Here is a 23,826-nt window from a genome sequence, read left to right on the forward strand (position 1 = left end):
GCGTGTAGGAGGAAGGCTGGCCACCTCTGGAGGTCTACTTCCCTCCCCGGCCCTCCATCTTCCAGCTTGTCTTCAGCGTCTCATCCAGTACGCGCACGCCGCCCTCACCGCCGCCCTCAGCCACCGCGAATGTGCCGTCGGGCAGGGCGATCACGTCCATCGGGTGGGCCAGCGGCATGGGCTGGACCTCACCGCTGACCAGATCGATGCGCGTGAGTTGTCCGGCGCGGTCCGTGACCAGGGCCACGCTGCCGTTGACGCCCAGTTTGTCCGGGTGGCCGGGCAGGGGCCAGCTTCTGATGACCTCGCCGCTCGCGTTCAGGCGCAGCAGGCGGCCCTGCACGTCCAGCGCCAGCACGGTGCCGCCTGCCTCTGGGGCCAGGTCCACGGGTGCGCCGCCCACCACCACGCGCTTAACAACATTCAGGGTGTCGGGGTCCAGCAGGCAGACCTCGCCGCTCAGGTGGTGCGTGATGAACAGCTTGCCGCCCGAGAGCAACACGCCGTCCATCACGTCGGCCAGGGGCATGCCTTTCTCGCGGGCCACCGTGATCTGTGTCTGTGGGTCGCCCAACCGGCCCACCGAGCCGCGCACGGTCTTGAAATACACGCGCCCACCGTCCGGGCCGCTGGAGGCGGTCAGCCCCGCCACGCCGTCTGGCACGGGATAGCTGCGGACCACCTTCAGGGGATTGGTCCCCACTTCCAGCACGCGGTCATTAGCGGCGTCGGCCAGATACACGCGGTCTCCCAGCCGCACGCCCTGCGTGAACCACGACGGCTGCGCCCCGCTAGAGCGCAGGCTGGCGGTGACCTGATCGCCGCGCAGCAGGTTGAGGGTCCCGGCCCCGTCGTTGCTGGCCACCAGCAGGCCGTCTGCCGCCGCCACCACCACCGCCGGGTCAGGCAGCGTGGCCGCCGTTCCGCGCGAGGGCGTTAGCAGCGCCCCAAAGGCCAGTAGTCCAGAGACCGCCGCCGCACCCAGCATCAGCGGCCACCAGCGGCGAGAAGCGTGTGGGCGGGCCTGGGCTGCCGTCCGGGTATGGGTCTGCCGAGCCGCGCTCAGCACCTGCGTTTTCAGGTGGGCAGGCGGCTGCATGGGCGGCACGTCTTCCAGCAGGGCCGCTTCCAGCTCCAGCAGCAGCTTCAGGTGGGCGCGGCACTCGGGGCAGCCCTCCAGATGGGCGCGCAGTTCGGGGGTCAGAGACTGGCCCAGGCCAACGCGTTCCTCCAGTTGCTGCTGCACCATCTCGCAGTGTTGCGCGTCGTTCACATTCATTCCAGCCATGTCTCCACCTCCTTGCCCAGTCCTGCTTTTTCCAACACCATGCGCAGATGCTTGAGGGCGTAATTCAGTCGGCTCTTGACCGTTCCCACCGGCACGTTCATCGCCCCTGAGATCTCCTCGCGGGACTCGCCTGCCAGATACGCGCGTTCCACCGTCTCGCGGTGGGCCGCCGAGAGTTGCGACAGGGCGGCGCGAATCTGCTCGCGGCGCTGGGCGTCCTCGCTGCGGGTCACCGGCCCCGGACCGCTGTCTGGGAGGGGCAATTCCGCGCCTTCCTCGGTAAACAGCGGCAGGGTGGCTTTTGTGGCACGTAGGCGGTCCAGTGCCCGCGAACGCGCCATGACCAGCAGAAAGGTCTTGAGACCTGCCCGCGCCGGATCGTAACTTTCGGGGCGTTCCCACAGGCGCAGAAACACGTCCTGCAACACTTCCTGGGCCGCCGCGTCGCCCAGCAGGCGGTTCAGCACGCCGAACACCGCCCCGGAATGCTGGTCATACACCTCCGAGAGTGCTGCTTCGTCGCGCTGGCGCAGGCGCAGGGCCAGTCGCCCGTCGGTGTCTGGCAGGGGCGTTTCCAGTGGCCCGGCCTGGGCAGCCTGAAGGCGGCTTTCATCCTGCTCTGCCGCCGGGGGCGGGGAGCGCAGGGAAAAGCGAGAATCAGGCACGGCCAGCCACGTCATATCCAGCATACGGGTCTGGGGGCTGGGAAAGTTCAATGGGCGCGACTGGAACTGGACTGCGGGAGGTGTCTTCTGTTCTCCTGGCCTCAGTTGACTCGCTCGCCCTGCGCCTGCCGGACCGCGTGCCGGGCGGCCTCGCGGACCTCGGCCTCCTGCCCGTTGGCCAGGGTGTCCAGCACCTTGCGGTGGCGGTTCTCGACGTCGGCACGGTCTGCCGAGTTCTCAATATTGGCCAGCGCGTCTTCACGAACCAGTTCGGCGTGGCGGCGGATCACCGCACGGCGCTTGTCGTCTTTCAGGCACGAGGCGGTGGTGCCGAAGACTTCCAGCATGCGGACCATCACGCTGGGGCTGCCCTTGCCGTACTGGCGGATCATGGAAAACATGCTGTCGGTCAGGCCGCTGAAGTCGGTCACGGGGACCACCAGCCGCAGCACATGATCCTGGTAGTACACACCGTCCGGCCAGCGGCGGTCCTGCAAACTGCACAGCGCGTCGCCGAAGCGGTCCACCACGTCGATGGCCGTCACGGGGTCGTTCACGCCGGGGCTGAGGGCGCGGGCGGCCACCTCGGCGAGCTGGCGCACGCTGTATTCCAGGTCCTGCCCCACGGTGCGGCGGTCTCCCAGGCTCAGGGCGTCCATCACGCCCTGCGGCAGCCTAGGCACGCCCACTGCGATCACCGAGTTGGGAAACACGTAGTCGCCGGGCCGGACGTGCAGCAGCAGGGCCACGTCCGCCTCCCCGGCCTTTTTCAGCAGCAACTCATTGTCGGTCAGTTGCAGGTAGCCGCCGCTGGGCGCATGCAGGACCTCACCGCCCGCCCAGAACTCCGGCGGCGGGGCCACGGACAGGTCGCGGTCCGGGTCTTCCTTGAGGGTGGCCTTCATCAGCGAGTCGCGCATGTCGTCTCGCAGCAGGTTGGCCACATGGGTCATGTTGATCGAGGCGGTAATGTGCGCCAGGTAATACACGAGCATGGCGACGCTGGCCAGCGCCAGTCCCAGCGCGAAGGTCACGTTGTAATGCGGCACGAAGACCAGATCGTTGCTGCCCGTCACCGAGCGCAAGGTGTACAGCGAGAAGGCGAAGGTGGCAATAAACGTGCCCAGCGTGATCTGGTTGCCCCGGTCCCGCGTGAAATTGTCCAGCAGGCGCGGTCCCATCGAACCCGCCGCGTAGGAAAGTGCGGCGATGGTGATGGAAAAGACCGTCCCCGCCACACCAATGCTGCTGCCCGCGATGGCCGAGAGCAGACTGCGCGAGCCGGTCTCGCCGCCGCCATACACGAAATGCAGCCCCTTGGGCACGCCGTAGGTTTCCTCGGCCTTGATGCCCGCCTCGGCCAGGATCAGCGCCAGCACGGTCATGAGGGCGGGCAGGAACCAGAATTCCTGACTGATCTGACGCAGGTGTAACCAGGTGCGTTTCATGGCTGCCGGGCTTCTGATTGGTGCTGCTCTGGACTTTGCTGCGCCTCACGCTGAACCCCCTGCCTGCTCTGGGGGTCGTCCTGGCGGGCGGGCCAGCCCTCGCGCTGCTTGTTGCGGTTGCCATCCGTTGTCTCGGTCTGATCGTGGAACAGCACCTGCTGGGTGGGAAAGGGCAGATCGAATCCGGCGGCGGGCAGGGCGTTTTTAATGGCTTCCAGCACGCTGTCCTGCGCCTCCACGGCCTCTTTACGAATAGGAGGATCAATCCAGAAGCGCACGTCCAGATTCACCGAGAAGTCGCCCAACTCCTTGACCAGCACATTGGGGGCGGGGTCTTTCAGCAGGCCGTCCAGCCCGTCCAGGGTATCCAGAATCAGCTTGCGGGCCGCCGAGATGTCGTCGCCGTAGCCGATGCCCACCGTGACGGACAGGCGGCGCTGCGGGTAGGCGGTGTTCACGGTCACGCGGTTGGTGTACAGCTCGGAATTGGGAATGACCACCCGGCGGTTGTCGTAGGTCCGCAGGAGCGTGGCGCGCACCTGAATGTCCTCCACGACGCCCTCGTGATCGCCCGAGACGATCTGGTCTCCTATGCGAAAGGGCCGCGTGACCAGAATCAGGATTCCCGCCAGCAGGTTCTGGAAGATGTCCTTGAAGGCAAAGCCTATTGCCACGCCGCTGACGCCCAAAGCCCCGAACAGGGAGGCGGCGGTCAGCGTAGGGAAGATCACGGTCAGGGACACCAGCACGCCCACCGCCAGCACCAGCCACGACACGATGCGCGAGAACACCAGCGAAATCCCCTTGGACTGCCCGGCACGCTGCGACAAACTGGTCACGGCGTTGCGGGCAATCCGGGCAATCCCCAGAAAGATCACGAAGACCAGCAGGCCGATCAGGATGTTGGGAATGGTGACGATAAAGCTCTGGACGAGGTTCTGCACCCGAGTCCAGACGGCGCTCAATTCGAGATTCATGCGCTGTCCAGCGTACTGTGTGGGCGGTCAGCGGCGTGTCCGGGGGGTGTTCATGTCCCTTTGGCCGTTGGCCGGATGGCCCGGCTGATGCTTCCAGCCTGCGGCTCCTGCAACACGCTGATGCGCCCGCCGGATTCCAGCACCGCGAAGGCCACGCCTTCCACGCTGTTCACGCCCGCGCGCCGCAGTTCCTCATTTAAAATCGCGTCCGAGACGCGGGCCTGGTTCATGGCCTCGCGGCGAATCTGTCCACGCTCCACCAGCACCACCGGGCCGTTGTCGAAGAATTCCTGGGCGCGTTCCGAGCGGGCGCTGAGGGCCGAAACGGTGGCCTGCACGCCCACCAGCACCAGCAGGCTCAGGCTGCTTTCCACGATACTTTTGCCCAGAATCGCGCTGGCCACCAGTGACCCGGCGGCCACGTTGGTCAGAAAGTCATAGGAGGTAAAGGTGGCAAAAGTGCGCGCGCCGAATGTCCGCGCCAGCACGACGATGTAGCCGAACAGCAGCAGCGTGCTGAGGACGATCCGCACCACCAGTTGCACGGACCAGCCGTTTTCCGGGGTCAGCAGATCGATGAAGACGGTCCAGAGAAGTTCCATACGGCAGTCTGCGGGCTGGGCGCGGCGGGGCCGTGTGCCGGGCGCAGAGGCGGGCCTCACCAACGGGGCAAATGGAAGGAGCGGCCTGCGCCCCGCGCGGGTATGCTGGCACGATGACCGCGCCCGACACCGACATGCCCGACGTGCCCACTGCGGCGCGCGTGGCTTCTCCCCAGCTCGACAACTACATCACCGGGATCATCGAACGCGACCTGCAAAGCGGCAAGTACGCGGGCGTCGTGACCCGTTTCCCGCCCGAACCCAACGGTTACCTGCACCTGGGCCACACCTTCGCCAGTTTCCTGGACTTCCAGACCGCCGTGCAGTACGGGGGCCGCTACCACCTGCGCCTGGACGACACCAACCCCGAGGGCGAGTCCCAGGAATTCGCCGAGGGCATCATGGCCGATCTGCGCTGGCTGGGCTGGGACTGGGGCGAGAACCTGTTCTACGCGTCGGATAACTTCGAGCGGTATTACGGGTATGCCGAGCAACTGATCACTCAGGGCGACGCCTACGTGGACAGCGTCAGCGGCGACGAGATGGCCCGCCTGCGCGGTGACGCCCACACCCCCGGCACGCCCAGCGAATACCGGGAGCGGGACGTGGAGGAAAATCTGGACCTGTTCCGCCGGATGCGGGCCGGGGAATTTCCCGATGGAGCGCACGTTCTGCGCGGCAAGATTGACCTGTCCAGCGCCAACATGAAGTTGCGCGATCCGGTGCTGTACCGCATCAAGCGCGCGTGGCACTACCGCGCCGGGGACGCGTGGTGCATCTACCCCATGTACGACTTTCAGCACCCCCTTCAGGACGCCATCGAGGGCGTGACCCACAGCATGTGCAGCCTGGAATTCGTGGACAACCGTGCCATCTACGACTGGCTGATGGAGAAATTGGCCTTTGCCCCGCGCCCCCACCAGTACGAGTTCGGGCGGCGCAGTCTGGAATACACGATTGTCTCCAAGCGCAAGCTGCGGCAACTCGTCAATGAAGGCCATGTCAGCGGCTGGGACGATCCCCGCATGCCCACCCTGCGCGCCCAGCAGCGGTTGGGAGTCACGCCGGAAGCGGTGCGGGCCTTTGCCAGTCAGATCGGCGTGAGCCGCACCAACCGCACCGTGGACATCGCCGTCTACGAGAACGCCGTGCGTGACGATCTGAACCACAAGTCCCCGCGCGTCATGGCCGTGCTGGACCCGGTGCGTGTGACGCTGGGGAATCTAGATGAGGCGCGCACCCTCCAGATTCCGTACTGGCCGCATGACGTGATCGAGGCGTCGGCGGACGGTCTGGTGGCCCTACCCAGCGGCGAACGGGTTGCCCCGGAACAGGCGGTGCGCGACGTGGCCCTGACCCACGAACTGTTCATTGAGCGCGAGGATTTCAGCGCCGATCCGCCCAAAGGCTATAAACGCCTGACCCCCGGCGGCACGGTGCGTCTGCGTGGTGCGGGCATCATCCGCGCGGACCGTTTCGACACCGATGACAGCGGCAACGTGACCCACATCCACGCCACGCTGCTCGAAGAGGGCGCGAAGGCAGGCGGCGTGATCCACTGGGTCAGTGCTGAACATGCCATCCCTGCCGAATTTCGCCTGTATGACCGCCTGTTCCGCGTCGCCAACCCGGAGGGCGAGAACCCGGATGACATCCTCCCCGACTTCGATCCCGAACAGCCCGGCCACGAGAGCGGGCCGCTGGACACTGGATTCCTGCGCTATCTGAACGCTGGCAGCCTGCGGGTCACGCGCGGTTACGTGGAGTCCAGCGTGACCAGCGATCCCCAGGACACCCGCTACCAGTTCGAGCGGCAGGGCTACTTCTGGCGCGATCCGGTGGACAGCCGTGAGGACGCTCTGGTGTTCGGGCGGATTATCACCCTCAAGGACGCCTGGGCACAGACTCAGAAGACCGAGAGCGGCAAGCCGAAAGGGGAGGGGAAGAAGCCGAAAGCGGAAGCCATTGTCGCAGGCGGCGTGCAACCTGCCCTGACCCCCCAGCAGGAGGCCGAAATTACGCGCCTGACAGCCCTGGGCGCTGCTGAGGGGGACGCGCGGACCATTGCGCGCGATGAAACGCTGCTGGCCTTCCTGACCGATGCCGCGCTGGGCGATAGCTTCGCCCAGGTGGCGTCGTGGACGGTCAACGATCTGGCGACGTCACTGCGCGCTGGCGAAGTCAAGGTGCGGGCCGCCGATCTCGCGCCGCTGGCGGAATTACTGGCTTCCGGCAAGGTCACGACGCGCGTGGCCCGCGACGCCCTGGCCCGCGCCGCCGTTTCCGGCGAGGCCCCCGCCGCCCTGATCGAACGCGAGGGTCTGAGTGCCGGACTGAGTGAGGATGAACTGAAACGCATCGTGGCCGGGATACTGGAAAAGAACCCCGCCGAGGTGGAAGCGTACCGGGGCGGCAAGACGGCGCTGCTGGGCTTTTTCACTGGGCAGGTCATGCGTGCTACCCAGGGCAAAGCGGAGCCGGGACGGGTGGCAGGCGTGCTGAAAGAGGCGCTGGTGGCGAAGTAATACGGACGCTGGCTGCTGCCGAATCGCTCGAATCTGGCCTCAACCAGACTCGGGCAAGAAGAATCTGCGGCAGGGTTCCAGACCCGTTACTGTCACTGGTAGCTGCTGACTCTGCTCCCAGTTTTCCCGCGTCAGACGCAGGCGATCCGAGACGACAACCCCACCGTCCAGCACATCCCGCGAGAGGCCGTCGGGGCGGTAGCCCAGCTTGCGCGAGACGCCCTGGGAAGCGGCGTTGTCCTGAAAAACCTCGCTCAGGGCGGCCACTGCGCCCAGCTCGGCAAAAGCCAGATGCAGCAGGGTGGCGCGGGCCTCTGTTCCAAACCCTTTGCCGTGGAAGTCCAGGCCGAGCCAGGAACCCGTTTTGACCTCGCGCAGAATGGGAAAGTCGTGGCCCCGCAGGGAAACCATGCCGATGGGTTGACCGTCATGGAAAACGCCCAGTCCCAGACTCCACGCCTCTGGCCGCCACTGCCCACGCGTCAGCCAGTGCTGCTGGATCACGTACAGGGCGCGCTCCCTGGGTTGAAGATGCGTCCAGGGAGTCAGAAACGGGCGTTGATCGGGAAGGTGAATGCCTTTTGCTGCCACGTCCGCGAGGGCCGCGAGTTCCTCATCATCTGGCGGGCGCAATTCCAGGCGCGGCGTCTGGAGACGCAGGGCGGCCAGGGGCCAGTGATCGGTCAACACCTCCGCAGGGTAACCGTTTCCCAGGACTGGGCGCGCTAAACTCCGGCTCAATCTAAGTTCTGCCGAGGTTCCGCATGTCCATTCAAATTTCTCCGTTCCTGTGACCGCCAACCTTCCCCTTTCCGGCATCCGGGTGGCCGACTTCACGCGGGTGCTGACTGGCCCCTTCTGCACCATGCTGCTGGGCGATCTGGGCGCAGATGTGATTAAGATTGAGCCGCCCGGCGGCGACGATACGCGTGGCTGGGGGCCACCGTTTCAGGAGTCGGAACACGGGCGTGAGTCCAGCTACTTTCTGAGCGTCAACCGCAACAAGCGCAGTGTGGAACTGGACCTCAAGACGCCTGAAGGGATGGACGCCGCCCGCAGGTTGGTTGCTGGAAGTGACGTGCTGGTGGAGAATTTTCGCCCCGGCACCCTGGACCGCCTGGGCCTGGGCTGGGAGGCGTTGAGTGCCGTGCATCCCCAGCTGATCTACGCCAGCATTTCTGGCTTCGGGCAGACCGGACCGTACAGGGACCGCGCCGGATACGACGTGATCGCGCAGGGCATGGGCGGCATGATGAGCTACAACGGCGAGGTGGGCGGCCCGCCGCTGCGGGTGGGCGTGGCGGTGGCCGACGTGTTCGCCGGATCGCTGATCACGCAGGCGATTCTGGCTGCCCTGTTCCAGAGAGAGCGCACAGGCAAGGGCGAACGGGTGGACGTGAACCTGCTGGAAAGCGTGATCGCGCTGGGCAGTTCGCAGGTGGGCCGTTATCTAGCCACCGGGGAAATTCCCGTACCAGTCGGCAACGACCACCGCAGCATCGTGCCGTATGGAACGGTGGCCTGCGGCGACGGTTTCGTGAACATCGCGGTGGGCAACGACGCGCTGTGGCGGCGCTTCTGCGCGGCGCTGGAGCTGACCGAACTGGGCGCAGACCCGCGCTTTGCCACCAACGAGGGCCGCGTGAACAGCCGCACTGAACTGGACGTGCTGATGCTGGGGGGTCTGGCCCGCTTTACCCGTCAGGAGATCATGGACCGGTTGGAGGTGGCGGGCGTGCCGTGCGGCCCCGTCAACAACATGGCCGAGGTCTTTGCCGATCCGCATGTGCAGGCGCGCGGCGTGGCGGTGGAGGTGGAACATGCCTCGCTGGGACACACCACCGTGACCTCGCCGCCGTGGGACATCGGGGGGCAGACACTGCCTGTGCGCCGCGCACCGCCCACGCTGGGGCAACACACGGCGGAGATTCTGGGGGAACTGGGAAACCAGTCGGAAGATTGAGTCGCGGCCTGCCCGGTGGCCCCCTCACCCTTCCGTCGCTTCGCTCCTCCCTCCCTCTACCCTTGTGGGAGAGGGGTTCCTTATTCCAACTCTGTCAGCGGTCCCAGCGCCACCACCGTCAGGCGGTCCAGTGGACATAGCCTCAGCACCTCGCGTACGTCTTCGGTGCTGATATTGGCGTAGCGGTCCACCAGTTCCTGCGTCGTCTCGGCCCGTCCGGTGGCCATGTGGTCCATGCCCAGCGCGAACAGACGGCCCTGCGGCGTCTCGGCCCGCAGCAAAGTGGAGACGGCCAGTTTGCGGGCAGCGCGGCGCACGGCTGCGTCTGTAATGAGAGTGCCAGCATCTCGTAACACGGCCCGGAAGATGTTCAGCACCTCCTGGGCACGTTCCGGGTCACAGGAAAAGCCGCCCTCAAAGGCCCCGGCGTCGCGGTATTCCAGGTGGGCCAGATCGGCGCTGTCGGCCAGTCCGGTGTCCAGCAGCGCCCAGTACAGCGCGCCGTTCTCGCCGCCGATCAGATCGGCCAGCACGCCCGCCGCCTCGCGCAGCGGATGGGTCACGCCCAGGCCAGGCGCCTCGGCGGCCACCTGCACTCGGCTCAGGTCCGGGTCCGTGATGACGCGCACCTGGGCGGGATGGACCGGGGTGGGGGGCGGCTCAGCAGTGGGGGCATCTGCGGCAGGCCAGTCCGCTAAATTCGCCGTGGCCCATTCCAGAACTGCCTCTGAATCAAAGGCCCCGGTCAGCGCCAGCGTCACCCGGCCTGCGCCGTAGCGGGCGTGGTGGTTTTCGGCCAGAGCGTCGCGGCTCAATCCCCCTACCGTCCCCGTCGTCCCCAGGATCAGGTGCCCCAGCGGGTGCGTTCCCCAGTAATCGGCACGCAACTCATCAATCACGCGGATGCCCGGCTGATCGGCATACATGGCGATTTCCTCCAGAATCACGCCGCGCTCGGATTCCAGGTCACTGTCACGCAGCGCCGGACGCATCAATTCGGTCAGGGTGTCCAGCAGTTCGGCGGTCTGGTCAGGCAGGCAGGCGGCGTGATAAACGGTGGCCTCCTCCCCGGTGAAGGCGTTGGATTGCCCGCCCAGATCATCCAGCCGCTCGTTCAATACGCTGGCAGAAAGCCGCTCGGACCCCTTGAACATCAGGTGTTCCAGAAAATGACTCGCGCCCATTTCAGAGGGCACCTCATCCCGCGCCCCGGTGTTCACGAAGTATCCGGCGGCGACGGTCTGTGCGTCTGCATCGGCCTCAAGCAGAAGGGTCAGACCGTTGGGCAGAACGTGGGTCACTGGCCCAATCGCAACTTCAGACATCCGATGGCCCCAGCGTCACGATAGTCATCTCAGAAACTGGATCGTAGTCGGCCAGAAAAGCATTCACGCCCTCCAGTGTCAGCGCGTCCAGACTTTCGCGCAACCCGGCCAGCGGGCGCACCTGCCCGAACACGGCCACGTCACGGGTCAGGGCACCGGCGCGGGCGCGCATGGACTCTGCGCCGAAGACCACGCTGGCCCTCAATCCGCTGCGGGCGCGGCGGAATTCGTCTGCGCTCAATCCCTGCGGCAACCGCGCAAGTTCGGCCAGCATGACCTCCAGCGTTTCGGGGGCGCGGGCCGGGGTGCTGCCCGCGTAGGCTGTCAGAAAGCCCTGCCCGCCCAGCAGCACGGGCGAGGCGCTGACCGCGTAGGCCAGCCCGCGTTCCTCGCGCACGGCATGGAACAATCGGCTGGCACTGCCGCCGGACAGCGCCGTCAGCGCCACCTGCCACGCCAGCCAGCGCGGATCGGTGGGCGCGATACCGGGAGCGGTCAGGCTCAGGTGGGTCTGCTCGGCGTCGGGGTCAGGAACATGGACGCGCTGCCCCGCCTGAAAGGTGGCCTCGGCTTTGGGCTGACGGCCTGGGCGTAAGCTTCCCAGTGCCCTGGAAACCATCCCCAGCGCTGCCTCCGGCTCCAGATCGGCCACCAGTCCCAGCACTGCGCCTGCCTGCCCATACGCCTCCAGATGCGCCCGCAGGGTGTCTGCTGTCAGCGCCTCCAGACCTTCCAGTGTGCCGCTCGGCGGATGCGCGAAGCCTGCCAGTGGGGAAGTGGAAGGGCGGGGAAAGGCCACGCGCCGCGCCTCCAGCGCCAGCAGGTCCGTCGGGCTGTCCTGAACGCTGTCCAGATCCTGCCGCGCCAGATCGGTCAGCACGGGCAACTCGGATTCGGGCAGATCGGGGCGCAGCAGCACGTCGGCCACCAGCGTAAGTGAGGCCCCCAGATCGTTCAGCAGGCCAGAGACGCCCATCCGCGTCGCTTCCGGCCCCACGCCGCCGCCCCGGCGCACGCCCAGGTCATCAAAAGCGTCTTGCAAGGCGCGGGCGTCGCGGCCCGCCGCCCCCTTGAACAGCCATTCCTCCAGCACGCCCGACGAACCTTCCAGGCCCAGCGGGTCATGGGCGCTGCCCACCGGAAGACGCAGGTCAAAGGCAAAACCCGGTCCGCTGCGACGTTCAAAAGCCAGCCGCAGACCGCCGGGAAGCGTCCACAGTTCAGAGGCGGGGGAAGCTTGGGACAGGGCAGGCATCCGGGGATTGTAGAGGGTTGTGGGGAGATTTGCCGGGGGAAAAAGCCGGAGCAACGGGCGTCTCTGCAACTTTTCCCTGATTCTTCCCTGGTCCCAGGGCGGCATCCTGAAACGGTGAGGCGTTTTCTCGGATTTATTGTTTTTCTGGCGGTAGTGGGTGGGGCGCTGTACCTGCTGTGGCCGCAGATCAGGAACGCCCAGCGGTATACGGCGCTGCTGTCTGCCCCGACACCCGCTGAAAACAGCCTGCCCAACCCGCTGCCCGACCAGAACCTGACCGACACCTGGGGCGCGGCCCGCAGCCAGGGACGCAGGCATGAGGGTATCGACATTTTCGCGGGGCGCAATACGCCCATTCGCGCCACCACGCGCGGCATCGTGCTGAACGTTGGCCCCAACGGGCTGGGCGGGCGTACGGTGATGATTCTCGGTCCTGGCGGACAGCGGCACTATTACGCGCACATGGAAAAGTATCCAGACCTGAAACGCGGCGAGTGGATTGAGGCAGGAACCGTGGTGGGCTATGTGGGCGACAGCGGCAACGCGAAGGGCACGCCCCCGCACCTGCACTACGGCATTTACACGGGTGGCGGGGCGATCAATCCGTATCCGTTTCTCAGGAAGAACTGAGCCGCGCCCTGACTTCCGGCCACTCGTCCGCCGTGATGGAGAACATCACCGTGTCGCGCAGGCTTCCGTCCTGGCGGCGCTGGTGCTTTCGCAGCACGCCCTCGCGCACCGCACCGATTTTCTCGATGGCCCGCTGGGAACGGGTGTTCAGGTTGTCGGTCTTGAGCTGCACGCGCTGCATGTCTAGCGTTTCAAAGGCGTGGGCCAGCAGCAACAGCTTCATGCGGCGGTTGATCCCTGTTCCTATATAACGCGGGTGTAGCCACGTCCAGCCGATTTCCAGCCCCGCGTGCGCCGCGCGAATGTCGCCGTAGCGCGTGCTGCCCGCCAGTTCGCCGTCCACCACGATGGTGAAGGGCTGCTGATCGGGAGCATCCAGCGCGCTCTGGTAATAGGCGGCGTCGGAAGGCGAGGTTCCCATCAGGGTCAGTTCATCGGCGCAATCCGCCGCCAACGCGCACAGTCCGGGAATATCTGTTTCGGTCAGGGCGCGCACGGTCAATTCCCCGTCGGTCAGGGTGATGGAATGGTGCATGGCTGGAGTTTAGGGCAGGGGAGGCCGGGGCTGGAGCCAGCGCCTTTCTCTCAACATCCTGACCGCTACCACAAGCTGATAGTCCTCAGCCCATGACGGCTCCAGCGGATTGACCCAGCGCCTTGGCCTCCCTTCAGGGCTGCTGTCTTCCAGACGAATGAGGCGGGCCAGAAACAGCGTGCTGTTCGTCCCCGAATGTGGTGAAACCACCTCGAAACCCTGGCCCTCCACCAGCACATGTGCCCCGCATTCCTCCCATGCCTCGCGCACGGCAGCCTGTGCGGTCGTCTCGCCAGGTTCCACGCCGCCGCCGGGCAAGGTCCAGCGCCCGACGTTGTCCAGGCCCTTAGACCTGTGCCAGATACAGGCAGCGGCGCGTCCAGTGCGGTGCAGGCCGGGGGAGAGGTTGCGGAAAGACGAGGTCACGTCACCTGCCGCAAAGGCAGATGCGGGCAGAGGTCAACCCCCGTCACCAGCGCCGTATGACTCTGCCGATTCAGGCGCAACGTGGCGAATGAGGTGTCCCCGAACTCGAACCAGCCACGTTCCATACGCAACAGTTCGCGCAGTATGGAATTGAGAAAGCCGCCGTGAGAGACGATCAGCACCCGCTGGCCTCCGCCCGTCCAGATCAGTTCCAGTGCCAGCAGCGCCCGCGCCTGGATCGCTGCCTGGGACTCGCCGCCCTCTGCCGTGAACGCGTCCAGCTCGTGCCGAAAGGCGGGCATGGGATAGAGCCGCGCGGCTTCCTCGCGGGCCAGGCCGGCCAGCGGGCCGTTGTCCCATTCGCGCAGCAGGTCAGACGGCGTGAGTGGCACAGCCAGCAAGTCTGTGACGATGCGGGCTGTTTCGTGCGCTCGGGCCAGCGTGGAACAGTAGGCCCGGTCAAATTCGGGCGGATGGGCAGCCCAGTACGCGGCCAACGCCTGTGCCTGAGCGCGGCCCGCCTCTGTCAATGGCGAGTCGTAACGGCCCTCGTGAACGTCCTCGTCGTCGGCGCGGCTGCGTCCGTGGCGCAGCAGGGTCAGGTGCAACCCACTCACGCTGTCCTCGTCGCCATGATGACGCTCTCCCGGTGGCTCACCTGAAGTTCAGCGCAGCACAGGCGCGAATCGGAGAACAGCACGTCCCGCAGCGGATCGCCTGCATGGAGCTTTTCGGGCAGCAGCGCGGGCGGGCTGAGGTTATCCAGCACCAGCACGCCGCTGGGACTCAGGGCTTCCACCAGACGGTTCACGGCCTCTTTTCCCGGCTGGCAATCCGCAAAGATCAGCTCGAAGGGGCCGCGTTCCAGCGCCGCCGTCCAGTCGCCGTAGAGGACCTCGGCACGGGCGTCGGCATTCAGCAGTTCCCAGACCGTCTCGGCGCGCAGGGGATCGTTTTCCACGGTCAACAAACGCGCCCCGGCGTTCATGCCCGCCAGCAGCCACGCCGCGCCCACGCCCACACCGCTGCCCAGTTCCAGCAGCTTTCCGCCGGGCTTGGAAGCTGCCAGCATTCGCAACAGCCGCCCGGTTTCTGCCGAGCAGGAGCGGTCAAAGTTCAGCCGCGCCGCATGGGTCAGCGCCTCGGTTACCCTTTGCGGCAGCCCCAGATGCGCGGGCGTTTCCCCGCGTGCCGCCAGCACCTGCCGGATCTGCACATCCTCGGCCCAGGGCAGCGAACGCGGATTGATCCAGGCGACGGGGCGGCCTTCCGGGCTGGGGTCTATAGACAGCAGCCGCAGGGGCAGGCACTCCTGCGCCTCATCCCAGGCCCCGTAAATTCTGAACGGTTCGCCGACCACCTCCGCGTGTGCCCCCGCTTCCTCCCAGGCTTCGCGCACCGCTGCCTGCTGGGGCGTCTCACTGGGATGGATGCCGCCGCCCGGTAGCGTCCAGCCGCCCCGGTTGAGGGCCACCATCAGTACGCATCCGTCCTCGCGTTCGATCCAGGCTGAGGCGCGTCCAATCCGGTCTTCACCGGGCGAGAGATTGAGGAAAGGCTGGGCGCTCATGCCAGCACCGCCAATGCTTCTCCCAGGGAGGCGCGGCTTTCCCGCAGGGTGAGGAGTACGCCGGAGCGGTAAAGCTGCCCTGCAAAAGCCACGTCTTCAGAATGCTGAGCGGCGAAACTATCCAGAACATTTCGTTCTCCCACAGGACGCTCCTCTTCCCACAGCGCATGGGCCTTGAGCCACAGCGCCACCCTCTGAACATCCTCCGGCGCGCGGCCCACCCGCATTCGCTTTCTGGACACATACGGGTCATCGATCAGCAGGCGCGTGCAACCTGCCCAGGGATCGGGGGCGGCATACGCCACGCCACGAATGCCGCTCATGGCAATGGCCCCGGCACACTGCGGGCAGGGTTCCACAGTGGTCAGCACCGTCCAGTCATAACACTCCGGGCGCGGCGTGGCCGCCAGATTCAGCAGCGCGTTGATCTCCGCGTGCGCCAGATCATGTCCGGCAATGAAGTCGCCCTCCACACGGCGAGGCTCGCCCAGCCGATTCCGTCCCCGCGCAATCACCTGCCCATCCGCATCCACCACGCATGCCCCAATCGGATACGAGCCGTGCAGGTACGCTTCCCAGGCTTCGGCAAGGGCGGCGTGCCAGCCGGGAGACAGCGTTTCCAAAAGCTCGCTCACAGCTCCGCCCGGTAACGCTCCACCAGATCGTCCAGCGCCTCGCGCAGCAGGCTGGCCTCCGTGCGGCTCAGCGCGCCGCTCAGCTTGCTCAGGCGTTCCAGTTGGCTCTTGGGGTAATAGTTGGACTTGAGGACCATCTTGGATTCCACGAAGATGCACGCGCGGCCCCGGCCCTCGCGCTTGGCCCGCAAAAGCGCCTCGTCGGCGGCGCGGTACAGCTCGGCGTATTCGCTGGCGTGGGCGGGGCGTGAAGCCAGCCCCACGCTCAGGCCCAGGCTGCGCGGCCAGTGCGGATCGCGGTGAATGCGAAAGTGCCGGATCACCTCGTCGAACAGGATCAGCGCGGTTTCGGCGGCACTTTCGGGCAGAATCACGGCGTACTCGTCCCCCCCGATGCGCCCGATGATGCTGCCCGACGGCAGGCTGCCCGACAGCAGGCGTTCCACGGCGCGCAGCACGCGGTCTCCCTCGGTGTGGCCCAGCGTGTCGTTGAGAGTCTTGAAGTGATCGAGGTCCAGCACCGCCAGCGTCAGTGGGGCCGAGCCGAAGCGGGCGAAAGCGTCCTCAAAGGGGTTGCGAGACAGAATATCGGGGCGGGCCATAGGGATTCCTCCTACTGCAAATTCTAGCTATATCGGTCTGACATATATATGTCACGCAGAGTAGATAGGATAGGCATACGTTGTTTAGACGTGCTGGCGCACCTTGAGCGCATTAGACTCAACTTCTTAGACTCTTACGCTTGACATTTTTAGCCCCAAGAGACTATTCTCGCGTGCGGAACGGCGAAAACCTGCCGGGTACAACAGGTACGGTTAAGGCCCCAAACTTCATTCTCAGGAGGAATACCCATGCTTAAACCTTTAGGTGATCGTGTACTGGTGGAAATCGTCGAGGACACCGAGCAGAAGACGGCGGGCGGCCTGTTCGTCCCCGATTCGGCCAAGGAAAAGAGCCAGCGCGGCAAGGTCATCGCCATCGGTACCGGCAAAATGCTGGACAACGGCACCCGCGTTGCGCTGGACGTCAAGGAAGGCGACACGGTGTACTTTGCCAAGTACGGCGGCACCGAAGTGACGCTGGAAGGCAAGAACTACTCGATCCTGGCCGAGCGCGACATTCTCGCCATCGTCGAGTAAGGACGAGCAAGACCGTCTACTTTTGACCCCCACCCTCTCAAACTTTTAGAACCACTCCGAAGGAGTACTCCCAATGGCTAAACAACTCGTATTTGATGAAGTCGCCCGTCGCAGCCTGGAACGCGGTGTGAACGCCGTCGCCAACGCCGTTAAAGTGACCCTTGGCCCCCGTGGCCGCAACGTGGTCATCGAGAAGAAGTTCGGCAGCCCCACGATCACCAAGGACGGCGTCACCGTCGCCAAGGAAATCGAGCTGGAAGACAAGCTGGAGAACATCGGCGCGCAGCTTCTGAAGGAAGTCGCCAGCAAGACCAACGACATCACCGGGGACGGCACCACCACCGCCACCGTGCTGGGTCAGGCCATCGTCAAGGAAGGTCTGCGTAACGTGGCCGCTGGTGCAAACCCGCTGGCCCTGAAGCGCGGCATCGACAAGGCCGTCTTGGTTGCCATCGAGGAAATCAAGAAGCTGGCCGTGCCAGTGGAAGACTCCGACGCCATCAAGAAAGTCGCGGGCATCAGCGCCAACGACGATCAGGTCGGCGAGGAAATTGCCTCCGCGATGGACAAGGTGGGCAAGGAAGGCGTCATCACCATCGAGGAAAGCAAGGGCTTTGACACCGAAGTGGACGTGGTGGAAGGCATGCAGTTTGACAAGGGCTTCATCAACCCCTACTTCGTCACCAACCCCGAGAAGATGGAAGCCGTGCTGGAAGACGCTTACATCCTGATCGTGGAAAAGAAGATCAGCAACCTGAAAGACCTGCTGCCCGTGCTGGAAAAAGCCGCGCAGAGCGGACGGCCCCTGCTGATCATCGCTGAAGACGTGGAAGGCGAAGCGCTGGCGACCCTGGTCGTTAACAAGCTGCGCGGCACGCTGAACATCGCCGCTGTCAAGGCCCCCGGCTTTGGCGACCGCCGCAAGGAAATGCTGCGCGACATTGCTGCCGTTACTGGCGGTCAGGTTGTGTCCGAGGATATGGGCCACAAGCTGGAAAACACCACCCTGGAAATGCTGGGCAGCGCCACGCGCATCCGCATCACCAAGGACGAAACCACGATTGTGGACGGCAAGGGTGAGCAGAGCGAGATCGACGCCCGCGTCAATGCCATCAAGGGCGAACTGGACACCACCGACAGCGACTACGCCAAGGAAAAGCTCCAGGAACGTCTGGCGAAACTGGCGGGCGGCGTCGCCGTGATCCGCGTCGGCGCAGCCACCGAAACCGAACTGAAGGAAAAGAAGCACCGCTACGAGGACGCCCTGTCCACTGCCCGCTCGGCGGTTGAAGAAGGCATCGTCGCAGGCGGCGGCACCACGCTGCTGCGCATCATTCCCGCCGTCCGCAAGGCTGCCGAGAGCCTGGTGGGCGACGAGGCCACCGGAGCGCGCATCCTGATCCGTGCCCTGGAAGAACCCGCCCGCCAGATCGCCATCAACGCTGGTGAAGAAGGTAGCGTCATCGTGAATGCCGTCATCAACAGCGACAAGCCTCGCTACGGCTTCAACGCCGCGACGGGCGAGTACGTGGACGACATGGTCGCCGCTGGGATCGTCGATCCTGCCAAGGTGACGCGCACCGCGCTCCAGAACGCTGCCAGCATCGGCGCGCTGATCCTGACCACCGAAGCGATTGTCTCCGACAAGCCCGAAAAGCCCCAGGGTCAGCCCCAGGGCGGCATGGGCGGCGGCGACATGGGCGGAATGGACTTCTAAGCCAGTTAAGAACCAGAAGAGGCCGGGGCGTGATGCTCCGGCTTTTTTGTTGTCTCAGGTTTTTTGTTCCAGGGTGGGCCAGTTGCAAAACAGACGGCGACAGACCTCACGTCTGCCCACCGCAAGCTGATCAAAAATTCTGGGCAGCGGCATGGTGAACGCTCAGGCGTTGCTGTAGAAAGTCGGATCGTCTACCTGGGCCATTTTGAAGTCAGTCTTCTTGAATTTCCTGCCTCCACGTGAGATCCCCAGCCGATCAAGTCTGAGGATTTCTCTGCCAAATCTCAGTCTTCTCACGCTATGCTGTTGGGAACAATGTCAATGCTGGCTCAGACTTATATGCTGTGGCTTAACTGTGCCGGTGCGCTGGCCCTGCTGACCGCTGCCGTGGCATGGCGGCGACGTGAGGTTCCGGGGGCGTTGGGTCTGTTCGCCTACCTCATGATGGTGGCGTTCTGGACACTGACCTATGCCGCGCACTGGGGCAGCTCTGGATCGCTGTGGCCGCAGGTGTGGCTGCTGGCCAGCTTTGTGGGGGCGGTCTCCAGCCCAGTGTGTGTGTGGCTGCTGACGCGGCTGCTGACGGCACCGTCCCGCAAGGTCAGGTGGCCGGAATGGATGGCGGTGCTGGCGGTCAGCGTGATTACGGTGGCCCTGCTGGTCACGAATGATCCGCTGGGCCTGCTGTTCGGTCCAGTTGCCGGTCTTGGCACGGCCCATACCCTGCTAAACGGTGGGCCGTGGTTCACGGTGGCGGTGGTCCACGGGTACTTGTTGATCCTACTCAGCGTCGTGCGCTTGATCCGGGCGCGGCGGGAGTCGGTGGGGCTGTACCGCCAGCAGGTGAGCTGGGTGTTGCTGGGCCTGACGGTGCCGTGGGCCGGGAGTTTCGTGGGGGTGATGTGGGGACCGGTGTTCCCCGAACTCGATATCACCCCCATGTCGTTTCTGGTGACTGGAGCGGTTTTTCTGTACGCCGTGCTGGGGCTGCGCCTCTTCGATCTGGTGCCGGTGGCGCGGCATCTGCTGATCGAGCAACTGCCCGACGGCGTCGTGGTGCTGGACCGGCGACGGCGCGTGCTGGACCTGAACCAGGCTGCACGCCGGATGGTTGGGAACAGGGTCCAGTCCCCGCTGGGCCTGCCGGCAGCCGAGGTGTTTGGGCACTGGAGCGCGGCGCTGCACGACCTGCGTGACCTGGGCGATCAACAGCTTCGGCTGGCGCTGCCTGGGGGCCGTCATCTGGAAGTGCGGGTGTCCAGCCTGAGAGACGATCAGCAGGTGGTTCAGGGCCACATGGTGGTGTGGCGCGACGTCACCGAGCAGCAGCGGGCCGAGGCCCGGATTCAGGCTGCCCACGAGGAACTTCAGCAACGCTTCCATGAAATCCAGCGCCTCCAGGTGCAACTCAGGGAGCAGAGTCTGCGTGATCCCCTGACCGGGCTGCACAACCGCCGCTATCTCCAGAAACAACTGGCCCTGCTGGAGACTGACACGGGGGCGGTCTACAGCGTCCTGATCTTCGACATTGACCACTTCAAAGTCACGAACGATACTTACGGGCATGGGGGCGGGGACCGGGCTTTGCAGGAGGTAGCCGCCCTGCTGCAACGGCGTTTCCAGGACCAGCACACCCTGTGTCGTTACGGCGGGGAGGAATTCGTGATGGTGCTGACCGGGCCACCAGCCGCCCAGGTTCAGTCGGTGGCCGAGACTATCCGGCGCGACATTGAGGGCTTCGACATTTACTATGACGGGCAGAGTTTGCGAATCACGGCGTCGTTCGGGGTGGCGACTGCGGCGGAACACGGCCCCGCTCCCGAGCAGGTGCTGCTGGCCGCCGACCGCGCCCTGTATCTGGCCAAGAACCAGGGCCGCAACCGGGTCTGCATGTCCCCGCCCGGCCCCTGGCTCACGCAGATGGGCATGGGTGCCCTGGACTGATCTCCTGGCCGCGACACCTGAGCGGAGCCGCCTGTCCGATGGTGACGAGGCAGGCTGCTGGCCGGAAAATTTACAGTCGCCCCACTGCCCCCGTTAGATTCCACCGCGCCTGCGCTTCCAGCCCAGCAAACTCCGGCGTCGTGTAAATGCGCTCGCGGTTCAGAAAGCCGCGCAATACCTTCTTGCGGCCCATGCGGTACAGCAGCGCGGGAACATGGGCGTATTCCTGCCTGATGGCGGCATCATAGGCGGCAAAGTCAGCGGCGGATGCGCCCAGAATCGCCAGATCAGCGTCCACCAGCAAAGCCTCGGCACGGGTCGCGGGCGGTGCAGCATGTTTCGTTGCCAGAATCAGCGCGTGAATTTCTTTCCGCAGGTCTGCCGAAGCTTTCTGAGACGCCAGCCAGCCGTCAAACGTTGAAGCGCTGCGTTCCTCGTTGTTGCCTGCCCTGGCGTCGTAGATCAGATCGTGGCCCCACACCGCCAGGGCCAGTGCCGGAGTCAGCACGCCGCGCGATTCCAGTGCGTCCAGCATGGTGCGGACGTGGGCGGCGTTGTGGTAGGCGCGCCCGGCCTCCAGATAATGAGGAAGGGCGAACGCCTCGGCCTTCGCCAGCAGTTCGCCCTCCACACTCACTTCTTGCAAGTCAGGTCTACACGGAAGCTGGGATCGGGCACGCTGAAACTGGCCTTGACGTAATCGTCTTTTTCCTTTGCCACATCTATCAGGAACTTCTGCGGGGCGTAGGCGGTCACAGCGGCCTTGTCCATCCTGGTTTCCGGAAAAATCTGGAATTCATAGACGGCTCCCGTCCCCTGGGGCATGGCCGCGTAAGTCTTGTCCTGCCAGCCCTTGCGCCAGCTCTTGGCCCAACTGTTGCCGTCGGGGAAGGTGAGGTTGACCGCGCCGTTGTAGACAACGCCAGCGTCATCGAGTTTCAGGGTCTGTGTTGCGCCGTTCTTGATCTCGATGGTCACGCCCCAGCCGTCCCCATAATCCTCGTCCTTGACGGTCTGCACTTTGGTCACGCGCATGCGCCAGATGCCGTTGAACAGCCACTCGTTGATGCAGCCGCTGACGCTGGCCTTGGCGTTCGCGCCGCCCTGGGCGGTCAGGGCCGTCTTCAGATCGGCCAGCTTGACATACGTGACGCCGCCGATCACCACCGTGTTCACCGTGACGGGTTGTCCGCTCGTGGAGAGCGTGACAGGCGCGGCGACAGCACTTCCGAGAGCCAGACAGAGGACAATTCCCAAACCCTGTTTCATAAATGTCTCCTTGCTTCCAGCGGGAAGCCCAGCACGGAAAGGTCAAGCTGAAAACTGGAAAGGACAGTCTGGAGCGAGAAAACAAGGGTTCGGGGGGGCTGTCCTGCAAGGCACGCCTGCGCCCGTATTGTACGCCTCAATGAAGGTCAGATGAGCATTGTTTTAGCCGTAGCGGGCGGCCAGCGCTGCCCCGATCACGCCCGCGTCCGGCCCAAGCTGCGCGCGGCGGATGGTGACGGGCGCAAATCCCTTGGCATATTCGTCGGCGGCGGCCTGAACGCCATGAAAGAAATAATCGCCCACGCTGGCGACGCCGCCGCCGATCACGAAGACTTCGGGATCTATCACCTTTTGCAGGTCCGCCAGCGCCACGCCGATGTGCTTCATGGCCTGCGCCACCACCCGCCGCGCGCCGGGGTGACCCTGCTGCGCCAGCGTGAACGCCTCGGAGGTGGTCACGTCGCGGTTCAGGGCGTAACTGGCGTCGCGGGCAATGGCGGTGCCGCTGGCCACAGCTTCCAGCGCACCGTCCAGCCCCGCGCCGCTGACCGGGCCGCCGGGCATCACCGTGATGTGCCCCAGTTCCCCCGCCACGCCATGCCGTCCGCGCCAGATGCGCCCATTCAGGACGATGCCCGCGCCGATGCCAGTGCTGACGGTCACGTAAATGCTGCTCTCGGTACCGCGCGCCGCGCCCAGGTAGGCTTCGGCCAGGGCGGCGGCCTTGGCGTCGTTTTCCAGCACGATCCGCTGAGACAGGCGTTCCAGCAGGCCGTCCACCATCGGTACGTCATTGAAGCCGTAGATGTTAGGAGCAAATTTGACGCGGGTGCGGTCACTGTTCAGCGGCCCCGGAATCCCCACGCCGATCAGGCGGGCGTCCGGGTGTTTGGCCTGGAGATCACGAATCTGCGCGGCGATGGCGTCCAGCACCGCCTCCCAGCCGGTTTCGGGGGTGGGCTGGACGTGGCGGTCCTGTAATTCATCGCCGCGCAGCACGCCGGTAGCGATCTTGGTGCCGCCGACATCCACGCCGATGCTGACTTGTTCGGGCAGGGGAAAAGTGGTCATGGGAACTCCTGGAAGGGGGAAGGGAAGGGGACGGGGCGGATTATCGGTCCACTCTAGCCCGCCCCATCTCCCGATTCTTCTGGATCGAAGCCCAGCAGTTCCAGCGCCTCGGCCAGTTGCACCTGCGGTACGTACAGCCCCACGTCGCCCATATAGCCGCCGGTCTCGATCTCGATCACCGGGGAACCCATCGCCCACTGAAACGGCGTGCGGACCACGGTGACCACGCCGCCGTCCGCCAGCGTGCGCCGCCAGCCCTCGGCCAGCAGGCGCGGCAGGGTGTCCAGCCGCACCCACGGATCGCCCTGATACAGCACGCGGTCATCGTACTGGTTGTTGCGCGAGGGACCGCTCATGGGGTTTTTTCCGGTGCAACGTCCAGGCGGGCCAGCAGCGGTTTGACCAGTTCGTGAAAGCGTTCGGGCAGGGCTTCTGGGATGTGATCGGCGTTTACGCGCACCTGCACCGAGCGGGCAAAGGCGCAGGGCACGTTGTCGGCCACGAAGCGGGCGGCCACCGTCCAACTGCTGCGGCCCACCCGCTCCACCAGCGACTCGATGAACACGGTCTGCCCCAGCCGGATTTCATGCACGTAATCCAGTTCCAGGCGGGCCAGCATGGAGTGGTCATCGTCGCCCTGGATGCCCGTTGCCGCCGACATGTCCATGCGCGCCACCTCCAGAAACTCGGCGTAACGCGCGTTGTTCACATGGCCCATCGCGTCCACGTCGGCAAAACGGAGCTGGATGCTGGTGCGGTGGGCGTCATGCCAGTTCAGGGCCGGAATGCGGCTGGCAGACGGGGCCGGGGCCGGAGAGGCTGGGGCAGTCATGCTTCCCAGT

At 65.2% G+C, this 23,826-nt stretch carries 25 protein-coding genes; 6 read left to right on the top strand and 19 right to left on the bottom strand.

What is annotated here, in order from left to right:
• Positions 1–34: 34 nt before the first annotated feature.
• The 5 genes from DAAJ005_RS03435 to DAAJ005_RS03455 all read right to left on the bottom strand — a co-directional run bounded on the left by DAAJ005_RS03435 (position 35) and on the right by DAAJ005_RS03455 (position 4,980).
• Positions 35–1,288, bottom strand: a complete 1,254-nt coding sequence (locus tag DAAJ005_RS03435; RefSeq protein WP_151845890.1) for a hypothetical protein — start codon at positions 1,286–1,288, stop codon at positions 35–37.
• Positions 1,276–1,968 carry an RNA polymerase sigma factor gene (locus DAAJ005_RS03440; RefSeq protein ID WP_192930845.1) on the bottom strand — a complete coding sequence of 231 codons (693 nt, stop codon included), beginning with the start codon at positions 1,966–1,968 and terminating at the stop codon, positions 1,276–1,278. The genes DAAJ005_RS03435 and DAAJ005_RS03440 overlap by 13 nt, the downstream gene beginning before the upstream one ends.
• 86 nt (positions 1,969–2,054) lie before the next feature.
• A complete protein-coding gene (locus DAAJ005_RS03445) occupies positions 2,055–3,401 on the bottom strand; it encodes a DUF2254 domain-containing protein (protein WP_151845892.1) in 1,347 nt (448 codons plus the stop codon).
• Complete coding sequence (locus DAAJ005_RS03450) at positions 3,398–4,378, bottom strand: mechanosensitive ion channel family protein (protein WP_151845893.1); 981 nt, start codon at positions 4,376–4,378, stop codon at positions 3,398–3,400. Before DAAJ005_RS03450 ends, DAAJ005_RS03445 begins: the two co-directional genes overlap by 4 nt.
• A gap of 50 nt (positions 4,379–4,428) precedes the next feature.
• On the bottom strand, positions 4,429–4,980 hold the full coding sequence (locus tag DAAJ005_RS03455) for a DUF421 domain-containing protein (protein WP_151845894.1): 552 nt from the start codon (positions 4,978–4,980) through the stop codon (positions 4,429–4,431).
• A gap of 113 nt (positions 4,981–5,093) precedes the next feature.
• Here DAAJ005_RS03455 and DAAJ005_RS03460 point away from each other — a divergent pair, with 113 nt between their 5' ends.
• Positions 5,094–7,505 (top strand): glutamine--tRNA ligase/YqeY domain fusion protein, encoded by a 2,412-nt coding sequence (locus DAAJ005_RS03460; protein ID WP_151845895.1) that lies wholly within the window; start codon positions 5,094–5,096, stop codon positions 7,503–7,505.
• A gap of 39 nt (positions 7,506–7,544) precedes the next feature.
• On the opposite strand, the gene DAAJ005_RS03465 is transcribed toward DAAJ005_RS03460, so the two are convergent.
• Complete coding sequence (locus DAAJ005_RS03465) at positions 7,545–8,195, bottom strand: GNAT family N-acetyltransferase (RefSeq protein WP_192930846.1); 651 nt, start codon at positions 8,193–8,195, stop codon at positions 7,545–7,547.
• A 100-nt stretch (positions 8,196–8,295) separates the two neighbouring features.
• Between DAAJ005_RS03465 and DAAJ005_RS03470 the strand changes: the two genes are divergently transcribed.
• Positions 8,296–9,468 carry a CaiB/BaiF CoA-transferase family protein gene (locus DAAJ005_RS03470; protein WP_226342547.1) on the top strand — a complete coding sequence of 391 codons (1,173 nt, stop codon included), beginning with the start codon at positions 8,296–8,298 and terminating at the stop codon, positions 9,466–9,468.
• 80 nt (positions 9,469–9,548) lie between these two features.
• Here DAAJ005_RS03470 and DAAJ005_RS03475 read toward each other — a convergent pair whose 3' ends face one another.
• Both DAAJ005_RS03475 and DAAJ005_RS03480 read right to left on the bottom strand, forming a co-directional pair.
• A complete protein-coding gene (locus tag DAAJ005_RS03475) occupies positions 9,549–10,793 on the bottom strand; it encodes a pitrilysin family protein (protein WP_151845896.1) in 1,245 nt (414 codons plus the stop codon).
• Entirely contained in the window at positions 10,786–12,048 is a 1,263-nt protein-coding gene (locus DAAJ005_RS03480; RefSeq protein WP_151845897.1) for a pitrilysin family protein, read from the bottom strand. Before DAAJ005_RS03480 ends, DAAJ005_RS03475 begins: the two co-directional genes overlap by 8 nt.
• Before the next feature lie 114 nt (positions 12,049–12,162).
• Between DAAJ005_RS03480 and DAAJ005_RS03485 the strand changes: the two genes are divergently transcribed.
• Complete coding sequence (locus DAAJ005_RS03485; protein WP_151845898.1) at positions 12,163–12,678, top strand: M23 family metallopeptidase; 516 nt, start codon at positions 12,163–12,165, stop codon at positions 12,676–12,678.
• Here the strand turns inward: DAAJ005_RS03485 and DAAJ005_RS03490 are convergent.
• The 6 genes from DAAJ005_RS03490 to DAAJ005_RS03510 are packed head-to-tail and all read right to left on the bottom strand — an operon-like array spanning position 12,665 to position 16,446.
• Complete coding sequence (locus tag DAAJ005_RS03490; RefSeq protein ID WP_151845899.1) at positions 12,665–13,213, bottom strand: GNAT family N-acetyltransferase; 549 nt, start codon at positions 13,211–13,213, stop codon at positions 12,665–12,667. The two genes, DAAJ005_RS03485 and DAAJ005_RS03490, sit on opposite strands and share 14 nt — an antisense overlap.
• A gap of 9 nt (positions 13,214–13,222) precedes the next feature.
• Complete coding sequence (locus DAAJ005_RS03495) at positions 13,223–13,639, bottom strand: NUDIX hydrolase (protein ID WP_192930847.1); 417 nt, start codon at positions 13,637–13,639, stop codon at positions 13,223–13,225.
• Entirely contained in the window at positions 13,636–14,256 is a 621-nt protein-coding gene (locus DAAJ005_RS03500; protein WP_226342548.1) for a histidine phosphatase family protein, read from the bottom strand. The genes DAAJ005_RS03495 and DAAJ005_RS03500 overlap by 4 nt, the downstream gene beginning before the upstream one ends.
• A complete protein-coding gene (locus DAAJ005_RS19075; protein WP_226342549.1) occupies positions 14,253–15,209 on the bottom strand; it encodes an NUDIX domain-containing protein in 957 nt (318 codons plus the stop codon). Before DAAJ005_RS19075 ends, DAAJ005_RS03500 begins: the two co-directional genes overlap by 4 nt.
• Positions 15,206–15,844 (bottom strand): nucleoside deaminase, encoded by a 639-nt coding sequence (locus tag DAAJ005_RS19080; protein WP_226342550.1) that lies wholly within the window; start codon positions 15,842–15,844, stop codon positions 15,206–15,208. The genes DAAJ005_RS19075 and DAAJ005_RS19080 overlap by 4 nt, the downstream gene beginning before the upstream one ends.
• Positions 15,841–16,446 carry a GGDEF domain-containing protein gene (locus DAAJ005_RS03510; RefSeq protein WP_151845901.1) on the bottom strand — a complete coding sequence of 202 codons (606 nt, stop codon included), beginning with the start codon at positions 16,444–16,446 and terminating at the stop codon, positions 15,841–15,843. Before DAAJ005_RS03510 ends, DAAJ005_RS19080 begins: the two co-directional genes overlap by 4 nt.
• A gap of 249 nt (positions 16,447–16,695) precedes the next feature.
• On the opposite strand from DAAJ005_RS03510, the gene groES reads away from it, so the two are divergent.
• The 3 genes from groES to DAAJ005_RS03525 all read left to right on the top strand — a co-directional run bounded on the left by groES (position 16,696) and on the right by DAAJ005_RS03525 (position 20,644).
• Positions 16,696–16,983: a co-chaperone GroES gene (gene groES / locus DAAJ005_RS03515; RefSeq protein ID WP_075830334.1), complete on the top strand. Its 288-nt coding sequence runs from the start codon at positions 16,696–16,698 to the stop codon at positions 16,981–16,983.
• 73 nt (positions 16,984–17,056) lie between these two features.
• Positions 17,057–18,700, top strand: a complete 1,644-nt coding sequence (gene groL / locus DAAJ005_RS03520; protein WP_151845902.1) for a chaperonin GroEL — start codon at positions 17,057–17,059, stop codon at positions 18,698–18,700.
• Between the two features lie 339 nt (positions 18,701–19,039).
• On the top strand, positions 19,040–20,644 hold the full coding sequence (locus DAAJ005_RS03525; protein ID WP_192930848.1) for a diguanylate cyclase: 1,605 nt from the start codon (positions 19,040–19,042) through the stop codon (positions 20,642–20,644).
• Between the two features lie 70 nt (positions 20,645–20,714).
• On the opposite strand, the gene DAAJ005_RS03530 is transcribed toward DAAJ005_RS03525, so the two are convergent.
• The 5 genes from DAAJ005_RS03530 to DAAJ005_RS03550 form a co-directional block, all read right to left on the bottom strand.
• Positions 20,715–21,281, bottom strand: a complete 567-nt coding sequence (locus tag DAAJ005_RS03530) for a phosphohydrolase (protein ID WP_226342672.1) — start codon at positions 21,279–21,281, stop codon at positions 20,715–20,717.
• Entirely contained in the window at positions 21,278–21,913 is a 636-nt protein-coding gene (locus DAAJ005_RS03535; RefSeq protein WP_151845905.1) for a hypothetical protein, read from the bottom strand. The genes DAAJ005_RS03530 and DAAJ005_RS03535 overlap by 4 nt, the downstream gene beginning before the upstream one ends.
• 162 nt (positions 21,914–22,075) lie before the next feature.
• The gene (locus DAAJ005_RS03540; protein WP_151845906.1) at positions 22,076–22,984 is read right to left on the bottom strand and encodes an ROK family protein; all 909 of its coding nucleotides are present in this window, start codon (positions 22,982–22,984) and stop codon (positions 22,076–22,078) included.
• A gap of 53 nt (positions 22,985–23,037) precedes the next feature.
• On the bottom strand, positions 23,038–23,340 hold the full coding sequence (locus DAAJ005_RS03545; RefSeq protein ID WP_151845907.1) for a hypothetical protein: 303 nt from the start codon (positions 23,338–23,340) through the stop codon (positions 23,038–23,040).
• The gene (locus DAAJ005_RS03550) at positions 23,337–23,816 is read right to left on the bottom strand and encodes a thioesterase family protein (protein ID WP_151845908.1); all 480 of its coding nucleotides are present in this window, start codon (positions 23,814–23,816) and stop codon (positions 23,337–23,339) included. Before DAAJ005_RS03550 ends, DAAJ005_RS03545 begins: the two co-directional genes overlap by 4 nt.
• Positions 23,817–23,826 lie beyond the last annotated feature (10 nt).

This window comes from Deinococcus sp. AJ005 (assembly GCF_009017495.1).
Lineage (GTDB): Bacteria > Deinococcota > Deinococci > Deinococcales > Deinococcaceae > Deinococcus.